Genomic DNA, 16,509 nt, shown 5'->3' with positions numbered 1-16,509 from the left:
TTTCGATGAACGCGCCGTACGACGGTGACCGCGGTCAGGGGGCGGACGGAGCAGGGTCTTCCGGCGTGCCCCCGATGCCGCCCGGACCGGGCCAGGTTCCGCCGACGCCTGATCCATACCTGCAGGCTGCGTACGACCACGATCCCTACCGGTCCCAGGATCTGTCCGTCCAGGACCCGGTGACCGAGGCGCTGTACGACCGCTCCGCGCACCCGCCGCCACCCCCTGGCACCTACCAGCAGCCCCAGCCGCTCTACCAGCAGCCGCCCGCGGCGCAGTACGCACCTGATCCGCGTATCTGGGCTCAGACCCCGCCGCCCGAGCCCGACGGCCCATCGCGATACCTGCCGTACGGCGATGATCCGGTGACCACCCAGTTCGTCGGGGTGGACGATCTCGTCAGCCAGGCGTCCCAGGACCACGAGCAGCCGGATGCCTTCGCGCACCTGTTCCGGGACCAGGAAGGCCCGGCAGGATCCTCCCCCGCTCCCGCGGAACCCGAACCGGCCCCGGCGCCCGCACCGCCCAAGTCCGGCGGCCGGGCCTCCGGCCTGCTGAAGTCCAGTGCGGTGATGGCGGCCGGCACGCTCGTGTCCCGGCTCACCGGATTCGTCCGCAGCCTCGTGATCACGGCCGCGCTCGGTGCGGCACTGCTCGGCGACAGTTTCACCATCGCGAACACACTGCCGACGATGATCTACATCCTCACCGTCGGTGGCGGGCTGAACTCGGTCTTCGTTCCCCAGCTCGTGCGATCCATGAAGGACGACGAGGACGGCGGCGAGGCCTATGCCAACCGCCTGCTGACTCTCGTGATGGTCGCGCTCGGTGTGATCGTCGCGATCGCGGTCTTCGCCGCTCCGTGGCTGATCCACATGATGTCGCCGACGATCGCCGGGGACGCGGCAGCCAACAGCGTCGCCGTGACGTTCGCCCGCTACTGCCTGCCGACCATCTTCTTCATGGGCGTGCATGTCGTGATGGGCCAGGTCCTCAACGCCCGCGGCAGGTTCGGCGCGATGATGTGGACCCCGGTCCTCAACAACATCGTCGTGATCTTCACGTTCGGCATGTTCATCTGGGTCTACGGCACCTCCGCCGAATCCCAGATGGGGGTCCAGACGATCCCGCCGGAGGGCGTCCGGCTGCTGGGCATCGGCACGCTGCTCGGTCTGGTCGTCCAGGCCCTGGCCATGGTCCCGTATCTGCGTGAGGCCGGCTTCCGTTTCCGCCCGCGCTTCGACTGGAAGGGGCACGGACTCGGCAAGACGGTCAAGCTGGCCAAGTGGACCGTCCTGTTCGTCCTGGCCAACCAGGCGGGCGTGATCGTCGTCACACAGCTCGCGACGTCGGCGGGCAAGCTGTCCGGCAAGGACGGCACCGGCTTCCTCGCGTACTCCAACGCCCAGCTCATCTGGGGCATGCCGCAGGCGATCATCACCGTGTCGGTCATGGCGGCCCTGCTGCCCCGCATCTCCCGTGCCGCCCACGACGACGACCCGGGCGCAGTCCGCGACGACATCTCCCAAGGACTGCGGAACTCGGCCGTGGCGATCGTGCCGGTGGCCTTCATGTTCCTCGCCCTCGGTCTGCCGATGTGCACCCTGCTGTACGCCTCCGCGGGCACCGAAGCGGCCCGGTCCATGGGCTTCATCCTCATGGCATTCGGTCTCGGCCTGATCCCGTACTCCGTGCAGTACGTGGTGCTGCGAGGCTTCTACGCCTACGAGGACACCCGGACGCCCTTCTACAACACGGTCATCGTCGCCGCCGTCAACGCGGCCGCCTCGGCCCTCTGCTACGTGATCCTGCCGGCCCAGTGGGCCGTGGTCGGCATGGCTGCCTCGTACGGCCTCGCCTACGCCGTCGGCGTGGGCATCGCCTGGCGACGGCTGCGCAACCGGCTGGGCGGCGATCTGGACGGCGCCCACGTCGTACGCACCTATGCCCGTCTGTGCCTGGCCGCCATCCCGGCAGCGGTACTCGGAGGCGGCGTCGGCTTCGCTGTTCTCCTGGGCCTCGGCGAAGGCGCCTTCGGGTCACTCGTCGCGCTGATCTGCGGTGGGGCCGTTCTGCTGGGCGTCTTCTTCGTCGCCGCCAAACGGATGCGGATCGAAGAGATCAACGGCATGGTCGGCATGGTCCGCGGGCGGCTCGGGCGCTGAGGATCACCGGCCGCACAACCATCACCGCCCTTTGCGTGTCGTGCATAGCGCCGGAGTGTGGGCACAATTGGCGTGACTGTGCAGAGCTGGCTGGCATCGCGCAACGGATGGGGAGGCAGGAACGACGGTGGCGGAACGTAGCACGGCTGCCGTCGACGTGGCCGACAACAGCGGTGATGAACCGCTGGCCGCCAAGGCGGACGAGGCCACGACCGACGGGACGGCAGAAGCTCAGGACACAACGGGCACAAAGCCGCAGGACACGGATGGTGAGCGCATCAGCACCGAGGCCACCCTGCCGACCCCGGATCTGCACAGCGGGCACAAACTCGCCAAACGCTACCGGCTTGAAGAGTGCGTCACCCGTCTGGACGGATTCAGCAGCTGGCGCGCTGTCGATGAGAAACTGCGCCGCGCGGTGGGCGTGCATCTGCTTCCCGCCGACCACCCCCGAGCCCGCTCCGTGCTGGCCGCAGCCCGCTCCTCCGCTCTGCTCGGCGACCCGCGCTTCGTGCAGGTACTCGACGCGGTGGAGGAGGACGATCTCGTCTATGTCGTCCATGAATGGCTTCCCGACGCCACCGAGCTCACTTCTCTGCTGGCCGCGGGGCCGATGGACGCGCACGACGCGTACCAGCTCGTCAGCCAGGTTTCCCAGGCCATGGCAGCCGCACATCGAGAAGGTCTCGCACATCTGAGGCTGACCCCGGGCGCGGTGCTGCGGAGCTCGACCGGGCAGTACCGGATCCGCGGCCTCGCGGTGAACGCCGCCCTGCGGGGCATCACCAGCGATGGCCCGCAGCGCGCGGACACCGAGGCCGTCGGCGCCCTGCTCTACGCCGCCCTGACCCAGCGCTGGCCGTACGAGGCTGATGCCTACGGCCTGTCCGGGCTTCCCAAGGGAGTGGGGCTGATCGCCCCCGACCAGGTTCGGGCCGGTGTTCACCGCGGTCTTTCCGAGCTCGCCATGCGCGCACTCGCCAATGACGGCGCCACTGCCTCCCGGCAGGAGCAGCCGTGCACCACCCCAGACGAGCTGGCCAAGGCCGTTGCCGCGATGCCCCGCATCCGCCCTCCGGAGCCCACTTTCACGGCACCCCCGGAGTACCAGCGCACGACCTACCAGCAGGGCACCTACGGGCGCCCGCCCACCGGCCCCGGGGTCACCACTCAGCTGGTGATCGCCGTGCCCCCGGCCCCACTCCAGAGCCGCACCGGCAAGGTCCTCAAGTGGGCGGTGTCCGCACTGCTCATCGCCGCGCTGGGCCTCGGCAGCTGGCAGCTCGCCGAGACGCTCCTCGGCGGCAACGACTCGGGGAGCGACGACACCACGCAGACGACCCCGGAGAGCGGCGACAACAAACCGCGCCCCCCGGCCAAACCGCTGCGGATCGCCGGTGCGACAGAGTTCATGCCCAGTGGCACCGGAATAAGCGAGAAGGACGTACCCAAGGCGATCGACGGAAACCCTGACTCAGCCTGGGTCACCAAGCGGTACCTGGGCTACGCCAACTTCGGCAACATCCCGAATCGCAGGGACGGCAGCGGCATAGTCGTCGACCTGGGCAGCGTTCAGAACGTCACCGGCATCAAGATCGCGATGTACCGCAGCGGGCAGAAGGCCGAGGTGCTCGCAGCAGATGAGAACGCCTCCGCGCTGTCCTCGCTCTCGGACTTCCCCAAGCGGCTCACGAAGCTCGCTACGGCAGGAAGCAACCTGAACGAGGAGTTCACCGAGCCCGTACGAACCCGCTACATCCTGATCCATGTCACCGAACTGCCGTCGGATGGATCAGCTGACGGCTACCGAGGCGGGATCTCGGAGATCTCTGTACTTGGCTGACAGGGCAGGCCTGTGGGAGCCACCCTCCCGCCGGCCTGACTGAACCGGGCCACCCGCATCACTGTGCGTCGTCCGCCCTCTGCCGCTACTCACTCGAATCGTGATAGACAGACGCACCTTGACGCAGAGAAAGGGAGGGAGGGGGAGGTGGCCGCCGAGCCGTCAGAAGCACTCAGCGACTCAGACCTCCTCGCTCGCCATGTGGCCGGTGAACCCGACGCCTTCGGCGAGCTCGTACGGCGCCACCGCGACCGGCTGTGGGCTGTGGCACTCCGGACCCTGGGCGACCGCGAGGAAGCTGCCGACGCCGTCCAGGACGCCCTGGTCTCCGCCTTCCGGGCCGCCCACACCTTCCGCGGCCAGTCCGCCGTCACCACTTGGCTGCACCGCATCACCGTCAATGCCTGCCTCGACCGGGTCCGCAAGGCGGCCACCCGAAGGACCTCACCGGTCGATGACACCGAACGCTTCGAGCAGCTCCTTGAGCCGCACGAGTCGGCAGAGGCACCGGCAGAGCGCCAGGATCTGCACCGCGAGCTCCTGGCCGCACTCGCCACTCTCCCCGCCGAGCAGCGTGCCGCACTTGTCCTCGTGGATATGCAGAGCTACCCCGTGGCCGAGGCGGCACGCATCCTCGATGTACCGACAGGCACCGTGAAGAGCCGCTGTGCACGGGGCAGAGCCCGGCTCGCCCCTCTACTCACTCACCTCCGGCGTGAGGGCGCAGAAGCCGATGAAACCACCACGGGAAGGAACCGGACGCCGCGCGCATCCGTCCCACCCGCATCGGGACCGAAGGACGCAGGGACGAGCAATCCTGCTGCAGTGAAGGGCGGAGGTGGGCGCGCATGACATCAGCGACCGACACGACCCGGCACCCGGACGTCTCGGAGATCTCCGATCTCGTGGAGGGGCTGCTCCCGCCGTCACGTGCGGCAGAGGTACGCAGTCATGTGGACGGCTGTGAGCTCTGCGGCGATGTCCATTCCTCACTCATGGAGATCCGCGAGCTGCTCGGCACCGTGCCCACGCCACAGCACATGCCCGAGGATGTCGCAGACCGCCTCGACGCCGCGCTCGCCGCCGAGGCTCTCAGCACCGCGGCGCCCGTCGGAGCGATGCATGTTTCACGTGAAACAGAACCCTCTATGGCACAGAAGCCGGAAACGGAGCTCAGTCTCCCAGACCGCCCTGCCGGGCGTCCCCGGGCTACCACCGGTCCCGGCCGTCGGCCGGCTCGGCGCCGCCGCACAGCCGTGCTCGGCACCGCTCTCGGTGCAGCCGTGGTCGGTGTGGGCGTCTTCATGCTGCAGAACTTCCAGCCGTCCCAGGAGGATGCCAGCCTCAAGGCGGCGGACCGAGGCTCCAGCTCCGCAGCGAAAGGTGCAGGAACCTTCTCGGCCTCCACCCTCGAAGGCCGGGTCCAGACGCTCCTTCTGAGCGCGGGCACGGAGCCGTCGAGTTCGAACGGCACCAGCACCGAGAAGAAGGCGCCGCCGTCCGTCGACATTCAATCGACGCCCAAGAGCGACTCTCCCGGGTCCGAGTCGCCTCGAACGCCGTTGCGCGCACCCGTCGTGTCCGTCCCGCTCTGCGTGGAGCAGGGCATCGGGCGGAAGACCGCGGCCCTCGCCATGGAGGAAGGCACCTACGAGGGCGCGGATGCCTTCCTCGTCGTCCTGCCGCACCCCTCCGACGCGACCCGCGTCCAGGCGTATGTCGTCGATGCGGCCTGCGTCCGGGAAAAGCCCGCCGCCAAGGGGAAGCTACTGCTGACCCGCGCCTACTCGCGCCCCTGAGAATCGCGCCGGACGCCGCCCCGGCACGTCGGGAATGCATCCCCCGTAGGATTCGTTGGGTGGGGTGAGTGTCGTTGAATCGACCCCAGTAGGCGTGGACAGTAGGCAGTCTGCAGAGACGAGGAAGAAACCCGTGAGCGACGTCCGTAATGTGATCATCATCGGCTCCGGCCCCGCGGGCTACACGGCCGCCCTTTACACCGCACGCGCCTCACTGAAGCCGCTGGTGTTCGAAGGCGCCGTCACCGCCGGCGGCGCGCTGATGAACACCACCGACGTGGAGAACTTCCCGGGCTTCCAGGACGGGATCATGGGCCCCGAGCTCATGGACAACATGCGCGCCCAGGCCGAACGCTTCGGCGCCGAGCTCGTCCCCGACGATGTCGTCTCCGTCGACCTCACCGGAGACATCAAGACGGTCACCGACACGGCCGGCACGGTGCACCGCGCCAAAGCCGTCATCGTGACGACCGGCTCCCAGCACCGCAAGCTCGGCCTGCCCAACGAGGACGCCCTCTCCGGCCGCGGCGTCTCCTGGTGCGCCACCTGTGACGGCTTCTTCTTCAAGGACCAGGACATCGCCGTGGTCGGCGGCGGCGACACCGCGATGGAAGAGGCGACCTTCCTCTCCCGCTTCGCGAAGTCGGTCACCATCGTCCACCGCCGCGACTCGCTGCGTGCCTCCAAGGCCATGCAGGACCGCGCCTTCGCCGACCCGAAGATCAAGTTCGCCTGGGACAGCGAGGTTGCCGGAGTGCACGGGGAGCAGAAGCTGTCCGGCCTGACCCTTCGGAACACCAAGACCGGCGAGACGTCCGAGCTCGCGGTGACCGGCCTGTTCATCGCGGTGGGCCACGACCCGCGCACCGAACTCTTCAAGGGTCAGCTCGACCTCGACGAGGAGGGCTACCTCAAGGTCGAAGCTCCCTCGACGCATACCAACCTCACCGGTGTCTTCGGCGCCGGTGACGTCGTCGACCACACCTATCGGCAGGCCATCACCGCTGCCGGCACGGGTTGCTCGGCCGCTCTTGACGCCGAGCGCTTCCTCGCCGCGCTCGCCGACGACAAGAAGGCCGCTGCGGTCACCGTCTGATCCACGCCTCACCCCCACACCCCAAGTAGTTAAGGAGGCCGCCGTGGCCGGCGCCCTGAAGAACGTGACCGACGACTCCTTCGACGAGGTCGTCCTGAAGAGCGACAAGCCTGTGCTGGTGGACTTCTGGGCCGCGTGGTGCGGCCCGTGCCGCCAGATCGCGCCGTCTTTGGAGGCCATCGCTGCTGAGCACGGTGACCAGATCGAGATCGTCAAGCTCAATATCGACGAGAACCCGGACACGGCCGCCAAGTACGGCGTCATGTCCATCCCGACCCTGAACGTCTACCAGGGTGGCGAGGTCGCCAAGACCATCGTCGGCGCCAAGCCGAAAGCCGCGATCCTCCGCGACCTCGAAGCCTTCATCGGCGAGTAGGACCGTGGTCCGCTGTTTCACGTGAAACGGGTCCATCCCCTCGGGGGATGGACCCGTTTCACGTTGTCATGGGCTCTCGGGTCAAAGAGGCCGCAGCGCGGGCTCCTTCTGGACGGCACCCAGCAACCGGTCCAGCGCCAGCTCGACGTCCTCCTTCCAGGAGAGCGTCGTACGCAGTTCCAGTCTCAGCCGCGGATGAACGGGATGCGGCCGTACAGTCTTGAAGCCGACCGCGAGGAGATGATCTGCCGGAAGCACACAGGCAGGCTCCTTCCACCGGGCGTCACCGAAAGCCTCGATCGCCCTGAATCCCCGACGCAGCAAGTCCTTGGCGACGGTCTGCACCATGACTCGGCCCAGGCCTTGTCCCTGGTACGGCGGCATGATCCGGGCAGTCATCAACTGCACGGCATCGGGGGAGACGGGGCTCGTCGGAAAAGCCGTCGAGCGCGGCACGTAGGCAGGCGGTGCATAGAGAACGAAGCCCGCCGGCACATCGTCGACATAGACAACGCGGCCGCACGATCCCCACTCCAGTAGAACGGCCGAGATCCATGCCTCTTTCTCCAGCTCGGGCGTTCCCGCCTTTACTGCAGCTTCCCCACTGACCGGATCAAGCTCCCAGAAGACACACGAGCGGCAACGCCTGGGGAGATCGGAAAGGTTGTCCAGTGTGAGCGGTACGAGCCGACGCCCCATGAAGGCTGTTCCTCGCTTCCTTCGCCCGCCGCACCGCGTGCGGCAGTCAGTGCACTCCGTTCAAGGAGCAGGCTGCCGACGAACCCTCCAACAGCCCCCAGGCCCAGCCCCACTGTCATCAGTCGGCTGCGGCTCGCTGCTCGCATGGCCCTCCCTCCGCCGAGGTGACTCAAGCCGGATGTGCCATACCAGAACGCATCGTATCCACCCAGGGATGAAGCCGACACCGAGAGAAAGCAAAGGGCGGGCTGTATTCCGGTATCCCCCGGAACACAGCCCGCCCCCAGTCCATCGGCAGAGGTCAGCTCTCGTCGCCCTCGGCAGGATCCTCGGAGGAGGCCTGATTGAGCACGCGCCCCTCACCCGGTGCCAGGCTGCCGAGAATGCGGTCCAGATCCTCCATCGATGCGAACTCGACGACGATCTTTCCCTTCTTCTGGCCGAGGTCGACCTTCACCCTGGTCTCAAAGCGGTCCGAAAGCCGGGAAGCAAGATCGGACAACGCTGGCGACACCCGGCCACCGGCCCGCGGCCCCTTGGCCTTGGCAGTGCTCGTGGGACTGGATCCCATGAGGGTCACAATCTCTTCGACCGCACGCACCGACAGCCCCTCGGCCACAATGCGATGTGCCAGCCTGTCCTGCTCCTCCGAGTCGTCCACGGACAGCAGCGCCCGTGCATGACCGGCCGACAGCACCCCGGCCGCGACCCTCCGTTGGACCGGATGCGACAGCCTCAGCAGTCGCAGCGTGTTGGACACCTGCGGGCGAGAACGCCCGATCCGGTCAGCCAGCTGATCATGCGTGCACTTGAAGTCCTTGAGCAACTGGTCGTACGCGGCTGCCTCCTCCAACGGGTTCAGCTGAGCCCGGTGCAGGTTCTCCAGGAGCGCGTCCAGGAGAAGCTTCTCGTCGTCCGTGGCCCGGACAATGGCGGGGATCCGCTCCAGACCGGCCTCACGGCAGGCCCTCCAGCGCCGCTCGCCCATGATGAGCTCGTAGCGCTCCGGACCCATCTTCCGCACCACGACGGGCTGGAGAAGGCCCACCTCCTTGATGGAGGTCACCAACTCGGCAAGCGCGTCCTCGTCGAATACCTCACGGGGCTGACGAGGATTCGGGGTGATGGAGCCGAGAAGAACCTCGGCAAAATACGCTCCTGCGGCTCCCGCAGATTCTGCCGCTGTCTCGGTCTCCGAAACCGGCGCACTCGACTCCGGCACAACCGGAGCGGGCGCAAGCGTGGCCACCTTCGCAGCGGCCACCCCCCGCTCTGCCGTCATGACAGGACCCGCCCCAGGAGAGGCCGAGCCCACACCCGTGGACGGCACCTGCTTCTCCTGCGGAGCGGCGGGGATCAGGGCACCTAGCCCACGCCCCAACCCTCTTCGACGCTCACTCACTGGATCCCCTCCGAAATGCTCTGCTGACTGTTCCCACTGCCCGTGTGGGCCTGTTGGGCCTCGTACTGCACCCCGACCCCCCGCAGGGCGATCTCACGCGCCGCTTCGAGGTACGACAGCGACCCACTCGAACCCGGGTCGTAGGTAAGCACGGTCTGCCCATAGCTCGGTGCCTCCGAAATCCGCACCGACCGCGGAATACTCGTCCGCAGCACTTCCTTACCGAAGTGGCTGCGCACCTCCTCCGCGACCTGCGAAGCGAGCCTGGTCCTGCCGTCGTACATGGTGAGCAGGATCGTCGATACATGAAGATCGGGGTTGAGATGCCCCCGTACCAGGTCCACATTGCGCAGCAGCTGCCCCAGCCCTTCCAGTGCGTAGTACTCACACTGGATAGGGATCAGCACCTCGGCACCGGCAACCATGGCATTGACCGTCAGCAGACCGAGCGAAGGCGGGCAGTCGATCAGGATGTAGTCCAGCGGCTGCTCATATCCCTGGATCGCCCGCTGCAGTCGGCTCTCCCGCGCCACCAGCGACACCAGCTCGATCTCCGCACCGGCGAGATCGATAGTGGCGGGGGCGCAGAAGAGGCCTTCAACGTCCGGAACAGGCTGAACCACCTCGGAGAGCGGCCTACTCTCCACCAGGACGTCATAGATGGAGGGGACTTCGGCATGGTGATCGATACCCAGGGCCGTGGAGGCATTCCCCTGCGGGTCAAGGTCGACCACCAGAACACGTGCGCCGTGAAGCGCGAGCGAGGCGGCAAGATTGACCGTCGTGGTCGTCTTGCCCACCCCACCCTTCTGGTTGGCCACCACCATGACGCGCGTCCGGTCAGGACGGGGCAGGCCCTCGCCGGCGCGGCCAAGGGCCTCGACCGCCAGCTGGGCCGCGCGACCGATGGGTGTGTCATCCATCGGCGGCGGTGTTTCACGTGAAACACCCTCCCCCGCCGATTCGGCTCGGGGACCGGGGACCGGATCGGTCATCGGTCCCGCGATGTTGGCGTCGGACCGCAAGGACTCACTCTCCTCGACTTCAGGCTCACAATGAGCAGAGCCTGCCATGCTTTCGGGGTCGTGAACCAGCGAGGCCCGCTCTTCTGTGGATGAATCCACTTCTGTGGACAACTCCGTAGCCCTAACGGGCCTGCGGTGCCGCGGCGCGGCAGCCGCGCGACCGCGGCTGATGATCCCATGCAGCAGAGAGCGACGTTTCACGTGAAACACGATGCCCCTGCAGCCTAGCTACAGGGGCACGACACTCCGCGTGAGGTATGTATGGCTGCTTGCCAGGAGCATCGCCGACAAGCAACCAAACTGTATGCAACGGTCGATTTCGCAGCGTGACCAGACGTGTCAGCGACGACGCCTCGTGCGGCTCGTCCTCGCCGCCTTGGCCCTCTTTGCGGCGAACCTCACACCGCCCGGGCTCTCCCCGACCACCACACGCACCACCGTGGACATCGGATCGACAACGCCCTCTCCGACGTGCAGCACCTCGGTCTCCACCACACCGAGCTTACTCAAGGCCGCACGGGCGCCGACGATCTCCTCTTCGGCGGTATCCCCCTTGAGCGCCAGCATCTCTCCGTATGGACGCAGTAGCGGAACTCCCCAGCCGGCCAGCCGATCGAGCGGCGCCACAGCCCGAGCCGTCACAACGTGAACCGGCTGAAGCGTCCCCAGAACCTCCTCGGCCCGACCACGTACAACCGTCACATGGTTCAGGCCCAGCAGCTCGACGACTTCCTGGAGGAAATTCGTCCGCCGGAGCAAGGGCTCCAGCAAGGTGATCTTAAGATCCGGACGCACCAGCGCCAGCGGGATACCCGGAAGCCCCGCACCGGAGCCCACATCGCAGACCGTGACGCCCTCAGGCACGACCTCGGAGAGCACCGCGCAGTTCAGCAGATGCCGCTCCCACAGCCGCGGCACCTCACGCGGACCGATCAACCCCCGCTTCACCCCGGCATCCGCCAGCAGTTCCGCGTACCGGACAGCCTCTGGGAAGAACTCACCGAAAACTGCCCGCGCCCCTTCGGGCGCCTGGGGAAGCTCTACTTCCGCCGTCACGGGAACCGTCCTTCCATACCGCACTACCGCACTGTGGGTGGCTGACTATCAGGCTGACAAAGATCGGCCCCGCCTGATAACAGACGGGGCCGACAGAACAAGGGTCCGGTCAGGCCGGGAGAACGACGACGAAGCGCTGCGGCTCCTCGCCCTCGGACTCGCTGCGCAGACCAGCGGCCGCGACCGCATCGTGCACAACCTTGCGCTCGAACGGCGTCATCGGGTCCAGCTTCACCGGCTCACCGGTGCTCTTGACCTCGTCCGCGGCCTTGGCACCCAGCTCGGCGAGCTCAGCCCGCTTCTTGGCCCGGAAGCCCGCGATGTCCAGCATCAGCCGACTCCGGTCACCGGTCTCCCGGTGCACAGCAAGCCGCGTCAGCTCCTGGAGCGCCTCCAGCACCTCACCGTCGCGGCCCACGAGCTTCTGCAGATCACGTGCCGAGTCGCTGATGATCGAGACCGCGGCCCGGTCCGCCTCGACGTCCATGTCGATGTCGCCGTCGAGATCGGCGATGTCGAGCAGGCCCTCGAGGTAGTCCGCTGCGATCTCGCCCTCCTGCTCAAGGCGGGTCAAGGTGTCGCTGCCCTCAGCGGCCGTGGAGGTGGTGCCTTCCGTCACGGATGGACTCCTTCTTACTTCTTGGACGGGTGCTTGGGCCGCTGCGGGCCCTTGCGCTGTCCGGACTTGGCTTGGCGTGAGGAGCCGGACGCGGGCTTGCCCGCCGGCTTGGGCTTGTCGTCCTGCGATGCGTCCGGCTTCTGCAGGGAGGTCTTGGAACCCGACTCGGTGGAGTCGGTGTCCTTGGCCCCCGTCTGCTGGGCGGCACCGGTCTGACGCTGGGCCTTGGTCTGGCGCTTGGGCTGCTGACGCCGCTGCGCGGCTCCGCCCTCGGACTCGGCAAGAGCCGTATCGCTCTTGATCACCGTGCCGTCCTCCTGGGCCGCGAAGCCCAGCTTGGCCAGTCCCGTGATGAACTTCCGCTCGATGTCATTGCGATCCGGGCCCTTGGACACGATCCGCTTGACCGTATTGCGCTTGGTCCTGCCGCGAACCTCACCGTGAGCAGTGACGCTCTTCAGCAGACGTCCCAGGTAATGGTCCTGCGCCTTGCTGCCCGGGGTCGGGTTCTGGTTGATCACGTACATCTGCTGACCCATGGTCCAGACGTTGGTGGTCAGCCAGTAGACGAGGACACCGACGGGGAAGTTGATGCCCATGACGGCGAAGATCAGCGGGAAGATGTACATCAGCATCTTCTGCTGCTGCATGTAGGGCGTCTTGACCGTCAGGTCGACATTCTTCGTCATCAGCTGGCGCTGGGTGAAGAACTGCGACGCCGACATCATCACGATCATGACCGCGGTGACGACACGGACGTCCAGCAGCGAGGCACCGAGTGCGTGGACCGTCGCTTCGCTGTCCATGAACTTGGCAGCGAGCGGAGCACCGAAGATGTGTGCCTTACGGGCGCTGTCCAGCAGCGGCTGGTCGATGACACCGATCGTCTTGCCCGAGGCGATGGCCGAGAGCACGTGATACAGGGCGAAGAAGAACGGCGACTGCGCCAGGATGGGAAGGCACGAGGAGAGCGGGTTGGTACCCGTCTCCTTGTACAGCTTCATCATCTCTTCGGACTGACGCTGCTTGTCGCTCTTGTAGCGCTCCTGGATCGCCTTCATCTTCGGCTGGAGCACCTGCATGTTCCGGGTCGACTTGATCTGCTTAACGAAAAGCGGGATCAGGCAGATCCGGATCAGCACCACCAGGGACACGATGGACAGGCCCCAGGCCCAGCCCGTGTCATCGCCGAAGATCGCTCCGTACAACGTGTGGAACTGGACGATGACCCAGGAAACAGGCCAGGTGATAAAGCTGAACAGACTGGCAATCGTGTCCACTAATCAGGCTCCTTGAGCTTTGGGCGAAGTCTCTGCGGCCGGGCTCGGGGGTTCGGAAACCGACCCCCCGGGAGGCACATCAGCGGCGGAGTCCCCGCCCTTGCTGCCACGTATTGCATTACGCAGCAGTTCGTGCCAACGCGGGCGTTTGCGTGGCGGGACGTGATCCACGCCGCCGGGTGACCACGGATTGCATCGCAGGATGCGCCAGGCCGTCAGCGCAGTTCCCTTGATCGCTCCGTGCCGGTCGATCGCCGTATATCCATAGTGGGAACACGACGGGTAGTAACGGCAGACAGGCCCGAGAAGTGGGCTGATCGTCCACTGATACAGCTTGATAAGAGCCAGCAGCGGGTACTTCATCGCGCGCCCCCTCCCAGCAGCCGCTGCAGAGCGGCGTCCAGGTCTCGGGCCAGCTGTTCATGGTCGGCGTCGCCCGCTCCGGGCAGCGCTCGTACGACAACCAGGCTACCGGGGGGCAGCAGGGCCAGTCGCTCGCGGACCAGATGGCGAAGCCTGCGCTTCACCGCTGTGCGTACAACCGCTCCACCCACAGCTTTGCTGACAACGAAACCCGCACGCGGCGGGGGAGCGTTCTCCCCAGTCACGTGCGGGTCCGTTGCACCGCTGCGTAGATGAACGACGAGAAGCGGGCGGCCGGCCCGGCGTCCTCGACGTACTGCGGTCGCGAAGTCCTCGCGCCGCCTCAGCCGATTCTCGGTAGGCAGCACGTCATGACCTGTAAGCGATCAGGCGGACAGGTTGGCGCGACCCTTGCCACGGCGGGACGCGAGGATCGCGCGGCCGGCACGGGTGCGCATACGCAGCCGGAAGCCGTGGGTCTTCGCGCGACGACGGTTGTTCGGCTGGAAGGTGCGCTTGCTCACTCGGGGGCTCCAGAAATGACTCGTGTGTTGGCGGGACATCGCCTGGCTGTCACCGTGCGCCCACGAGAGACTCGCGTAAACGCCCTAGTGCACCGCTTCACAATCACAGATCGTGATCTTTGCCCATCGGAGGCAGGCGGCAGCAGCCATCGACAACTCGACCTGGTCACGGTACGCGCGGCTACGCCATCCGGTCAAACCGGCTCCACGGCACCCCCCACTGTGCACAGCCTGTGGACAACAACTTGAACCTCGCGGGTCGGCCTGACTACCGTGGCTGAACTCCGGTTCTTTTTCTTCCTGCCTGCCGGTCCTCACCCATCCCGACCCACCCCGTCCCGAGAACCACACATTCGTGGGACCAGCGAGAGAGCGTGCCTTGTGGCTGATGTACCTGCCGATCTTGCCGCAGTGTGGCCACGAGTGCTGGAGCAACTCCTCGGGGAGGGCCAGCAGGGCATCGAGCCGAAGGACAAGCAGTGGATCGAGCGCTGCCAGCCGCTCGCGCTGGTCGCCGACACGGCGCTGCTCGCCGTCCCCAATGAATGGGGCAAGCGAGTCCTGGAAGGCCGGCTCGCGCCGCTCATCAGCGAGACGCTGAGCCGCGAGTGCGGCCGCCCGATCCGCATCGCGATCACCGTCGACGACTCCGCGGGCGAACCTCCGAGCCCGCCCGCGCCTCCGATGCACCAGTCCCAGCAGCCTCAGCAGCACCGCTACCAGGGACCGCAGCACGACGAGCGTCAGCACAACGACGCATACGACGGATACGGACACCGGCCCTCCGACGACGGCATGCCGACCGCCCGGCCCGCCTACCCCGACTACCAGCAGCAGCGCCCCGACCCCGGTGCGTGGCCGCGCACCCAGGAGGACCTCTCCTGGCAGCAGCCCCGGCTCGGCGGATTCCAGGACCGCGACACCTCGCCGGAACAGTGGCGCGAGCCGTACGCCGGCGGCCGCCCCCAGCAGCCGCAGCACGACTACCGGTCACAGCCGCCCGAGCGTCAGAGTTACGAGCAACAGCGCTCCGAGCGCCACGACATGCAGGACCCCCAGCACCGCCAGGGCGGCGCCGGCACCGGACGGCCCGGCGGCGCCACCCGGCCGATGGGCGCACAGCCCGCCGCCACTCCCGGCCCCGGCGAGCCGGCGGCCCGGCTGAATCCGAAGTACCTCTTCGACACCTTCGTCATCGGTGCGTCCAACCGATTCGCGCACGCCGCAGCGGTCGCCGTCGCCGAAGCACCCGCCAAGGCCTACAACCCGCTCTTCATCTACGGGGAGTCCGGACTCGGCAAGACCCACCTGCTGCACGCCATCGGGCACTACGCCCGCAGTCTCTACCCGGGCACCAGGGTGCGGTACGTGAGCTCCGAGGAGTTCACCAACGAGTTCATCAACTCGATCCGCGACGGCAAGGGCGACACCTTCCGCAAGCGCTACCGCGATGTGGACATCCTGCTGGTCGACGACATCCAGTTCCTGGCGAGCAAGGAGTCGACGCAGGAGGAGTTCTTCCACACCTTCAATACGCTCCACAACGCCAACAAGCAGATCGTGCTGTCCTCGGACCGGCCGCCCAAGCAGCTGGTGACCCTGGAAGACCGGTTGCGGAACCGTTTCGAGTGGGGTCTGACCACCGATGTGCAGCCGCCGGAGCTGGAGACGCGGATCGCGATCCTCCGCAAGAAGGCGGTGCAGGAACAGCTCAACGCCCCGCCGGAGGTGCTGGAGTTCATCGCCTCCCGCATCTCCCGGAACATCAGGGAGCTGGAGGGGGCGCTGATCCGGGTCACGGCCTTCGCCAGTCTCAACCGCCAGCCGGTGGACCTCGGGCTGACCGAGCATGTGCTGAAGGATCTGATCCCGGGTGGCGAGGACTCGGCTCCGGAGATCACGGCGACGGCCATCATGGCGGCGACCGCGGACTATTTCGGTCTGACGGTCGACGATCTCTGCGGAACCTCGCGCAGCCGCGTGCTGGTGACGGCCCGGCAGATCGCCATGTACCTCTGCCGGGAGCTGACCGATCTCTCGCTGCCCAAGATCGGTGCGCAGTTCGGCGGCCGCGACCATACGACGGTGATGCACGCGGACCGGAAGATCCGTGCGCTGATGGCGGAGCGACGCTCCATCTACAACCAGGTCACCGAGCTCACCAACCGCATCAAGAACGGCTGACGGACCACCGGCACACGCTCTCCATGCGCGCAGAAGGGCGCCTGGGGAACCCTCACAGGGTTCCCCAGGCGCCCTTCT

General features: G+C 67.0%; 16 protein-coding genes. 7 read left to right on the top strand and 9 right to left on the bottom strand.

Features of this window, described 5'->3' with window-relative positions; all coding sequences use genetic code 11:
- Nucleotides 1-5: 5 nt before the first annotated feature.
- From murJ to trxA, 6 genes are all read left to right on the top strand, one after another.
- Nucleotides 6-2,165 (top strand): murein biosynthesis integral membrane protein MurJ, encoded by a 2,160-nt coding sequence (gene murJ, locus ACIPEK_RS17920; protein ID WP_401996828.1) that lies wholly within the window; start codon nucleotides 6-8, stop codon nucleotides 2,163-2,165.
- Between the two features lie 127 nt (nucleotides 2,166-2,292).
- Nucleotides 2,293-4,008, top strand: a complete 1,716-nt coding sequence (locus ACIPEK_RS17915; RefSeq protein WP_401996825.1) for a protein kinase family protein — start codon at nucleotides 2,293-2,295, stop codon at nucleotides 4,006-4,008.
- A gap of 147 nt (nucleotides 4,009-4,155) precedes the next feature.
- Nucleotides 4,156-4,860: an RNA polymerase sigma factor SigM gene (sigM, locus tag ACIPEK_RS17910; RefSeq protein ID WP_401996822.1), complete on the top strand. Its 705-nt coding sequence runs from the start codon at nucleotides 4,156-4,158 to the stop codon at nucleotides 4,858-4,860.
- Nucleotides 4,857-5,807, top strand: coding sequence for a hypothetical protein (locus ACIPEK_RS17905; protein ID WP_401996819.1), 951 nt, complete (start codon nucleotides 4,857-4,859; stop codon nucleotides 5,805-5,807). Before sigM ends, ACIPEK_RS17905 begins: the two co-directional genes overlap by 4 nt.
- A gap of 133 nt (nucleotides 5,808-5,940) precedes the next feature.
- Nucleotides 5,941-6,903 (top strand): thioredoxin-disulfide reductase, encoded by a 963-nt coding sequence (gene trxB, locus ACIPEK_RS17900; RefSeq protein ID WP_401996816.1) that lies wholly within the window; start codon nucleotides 5,941-5,943, stop codon nucleotides 6,901-6,903.
- Between the two features lie 43 nt (nucleotides 6,904-6,946).
- A complete protein-coding gene (gene trxA / locus ACIPEK_RS17895) occupies nucleotides 6,947-7,279 on the top strand; it encodes a thioredoxin (RefSeq protein ID WP_383080274.1) in 333 nt (110 codons plus the stop codon).
- Between the two features lie 81 nt (nucleotides 7,280-7,360).
- Here trxA and ACIPEK_RS17890 read toward each other — a convergent pair whose 3' ends face one another.
- The 9 genes from ACIPEK_RS17890 to rpmH all read right to left on the bottom strand — a co-directional run bounded on the left by ACIPEK_RS17890 (nucleotide 7,361) and on the right by rpmH (nucleotide 14,247).
- Complete coding sequence (locus ACIPEK_RS17890; protein WP_401996813.1) at nucleotides 7,361-7,978, bottom strand: GNAT family N-acetyltransferase; 618 nt, start codon at nucleotides 7,976-7,978, stop codon at nucleotides 7,361-7,363.
- Nucleotides 7,979-8,279: 301 nt separating this feature from the next.
- On the bottom strand, nucleotides 8,280-9,380 hold the full coding sequence (locus tag ACIPEK_RS17885; protein ID WP_401996810.1) for a ParB/RepB/Spo0J family partition protein: 1,101 nt from the start codon (nucleotides 9,378-9,380) through the stop codon (nucleotides 8,280-8,282).
- A complete protein-coding gene (locus tag ACIPEK_RS17880) occupies nucleotides 9,377-10,453 on the bottom strand; it encodes a ParA family protein (protein ID WP_383080295.1) in 1,077 nt (358 codons plus the stop codon). The genes ACIPEK_RS17885 and ACIPEK_RS17880 overlap by 4 nt, the downstream gene beginning before the upstream one ends.
- Nucleotides 10,454-10,744: 291 nt before the next feature.
- The gene (rsmG, locus tag ACIPEK_RS17875; RefSeq protein WP_327274146.1) at nucleotides 10,745-11,461 is read right to left on the bottom strand and encodes a 16S rRNA (guanine(527)-N(7))-methyltransferase RsmG; all 717 of its coding nucleotides are present in this window, start codon (nucleotides 11,459-11,461) and stop codon (nucleotides 10,745-10,747) included.
- Between the two features lie 109 nt (nucleotides 11,462-11,570).
- The gene (locus tag ACIPEK_RS17870) at nucleotides 11,571-12,080 is read right to left on the bottom strand and encodes a R3H domain-containing nucleic acid-binding protein (RefSeq protein ID WP_114245516.1); all 510 of its coding nucleotides are present in this window, start codon (nucleotides 12,078-12,080) and stop codon (nucleotides 11,571-11,573) included.
- Between the two features lie 14 nt (nucleotides 12,081-12,094).
- Nucleotides 12,095-13,360, bottom strand: coding sequence for a membrane protein insertase YidC (gene yidC / locus ACIPEK_RS17865; RefSeq protein ID WP_401996807.1), 1,266 nt, complete (start codon nucleotides 13,358-13,360; stop codon nucleotides 12,095-12,097).
- 3 nt (nucleotides 13,361-13,363) lie between these two features.
- Nucleotides 13,364-13,723: a membrane protein insertion efficiency factor YidD gene (gene yidD / locus ACIPEK_RS17860; protein ID WP_383080289.1), complete on the bottom strand. Its 360-nt coding sequence runs from the start codon at nucleotides 13,721-13,723 to the stop codon at nucleotides 13,364-13,366.
- Nucleotides 13,720-14,091: a ribonuclease P protein component gene (gene rnpA, locus ACIPEK_RS17855; RefSeq protein WP_093895046.1), complete on the bottom strand. Its 372-nt coding sequence runs from the start codon at nucleotides 14,089-14,091 to the stop codon at nucleotides 13,720-13,722. The genes yidD and rnpA overlap by 4 nt, the downstream gene beginning before the upstream one ends.
- 18 nt (nucleotides 14,092-14,109) lie before the next feature.
- Nucleotides 14,110-14,247, bottom strand: a complete 138-nt coding sequence (rpmH, locus tag ACIPEK_RS17850; RefSeq protein WP_030930485.1) for a 50S ribosomal protein L34 — start codon at nucleotides 14,245-14,247, stop codon at nucleotides 14,110-14,112.
- A 381-nt stretch (nucleotides 14,248-14,628) separates the two neighbouring features.
- Between rpmH and dnaA the strand changes: the two genes are divergently transcribed.
- Nucleotides 14,629-16,431, top strand: a complete 1,803-nt coding sequence (gene dnaA / locus ACIPEK_RS17845; RefSeq protein ID WP_383080292.1) for a chromosomal replication initiator protein DnaA — start codon at nucleotides 14,629-14,631, stop codon at nucleotides 16,429-16,431.
- Nucleotides 16,432-16,509 lie beyond the last annotated feature (78 nt).

Origin of the sequence: Streptomyces sp. NPDC088246, assembly GCF_044741025.1 — a bacterium.
Lineage (GTDB): Bacteria > Actinomycetota > Actinomycetes > Streptomycetales > Streptomycetaceae > Streptomyces.
The sequence above is the reverse complement of the archived record's forward strand: the minus strand, read 5'-3'. Positions and strand labels throughout refer to the sequence as shown.

Coding starts and splice junctions, on each gene's coding strand:
- ACIPEK_RS17880 (WP_383080295.1), bottom strand. CDS start 10,453: ATGGCAGGCTCTGCTCATTGTGAGCCTGAAGTCGAGGAGAGTGAGTCC.
- yidD (WP_383080289.1), bottom strand. CDS start 13,723: ATGAAGTACCCGCTGCTGGCTCTTATCAAGCTGTATCAGTGGACGATC.
- ACIPEK_RS17905 (WP_401996819.1), top strand. CDS start 4,857: ATGACATCAGCGACCGACACGACCCGGCACCCGGACGTCTCGGAGATC.
- murJ (WP_401996828.1), top strand. CDS start 6: ATGAACGCGCCGTACGACGGTGACCGCGGTCAGGGGGCGGACGGAGCA.
- ACIPEK_RS17890 (WP_401996813.1), bottom strand. CDS start 7,978: ATGGGGCGTCGGCTCGTACCGCTCACACTGGACAACCTTTCCGATCTC.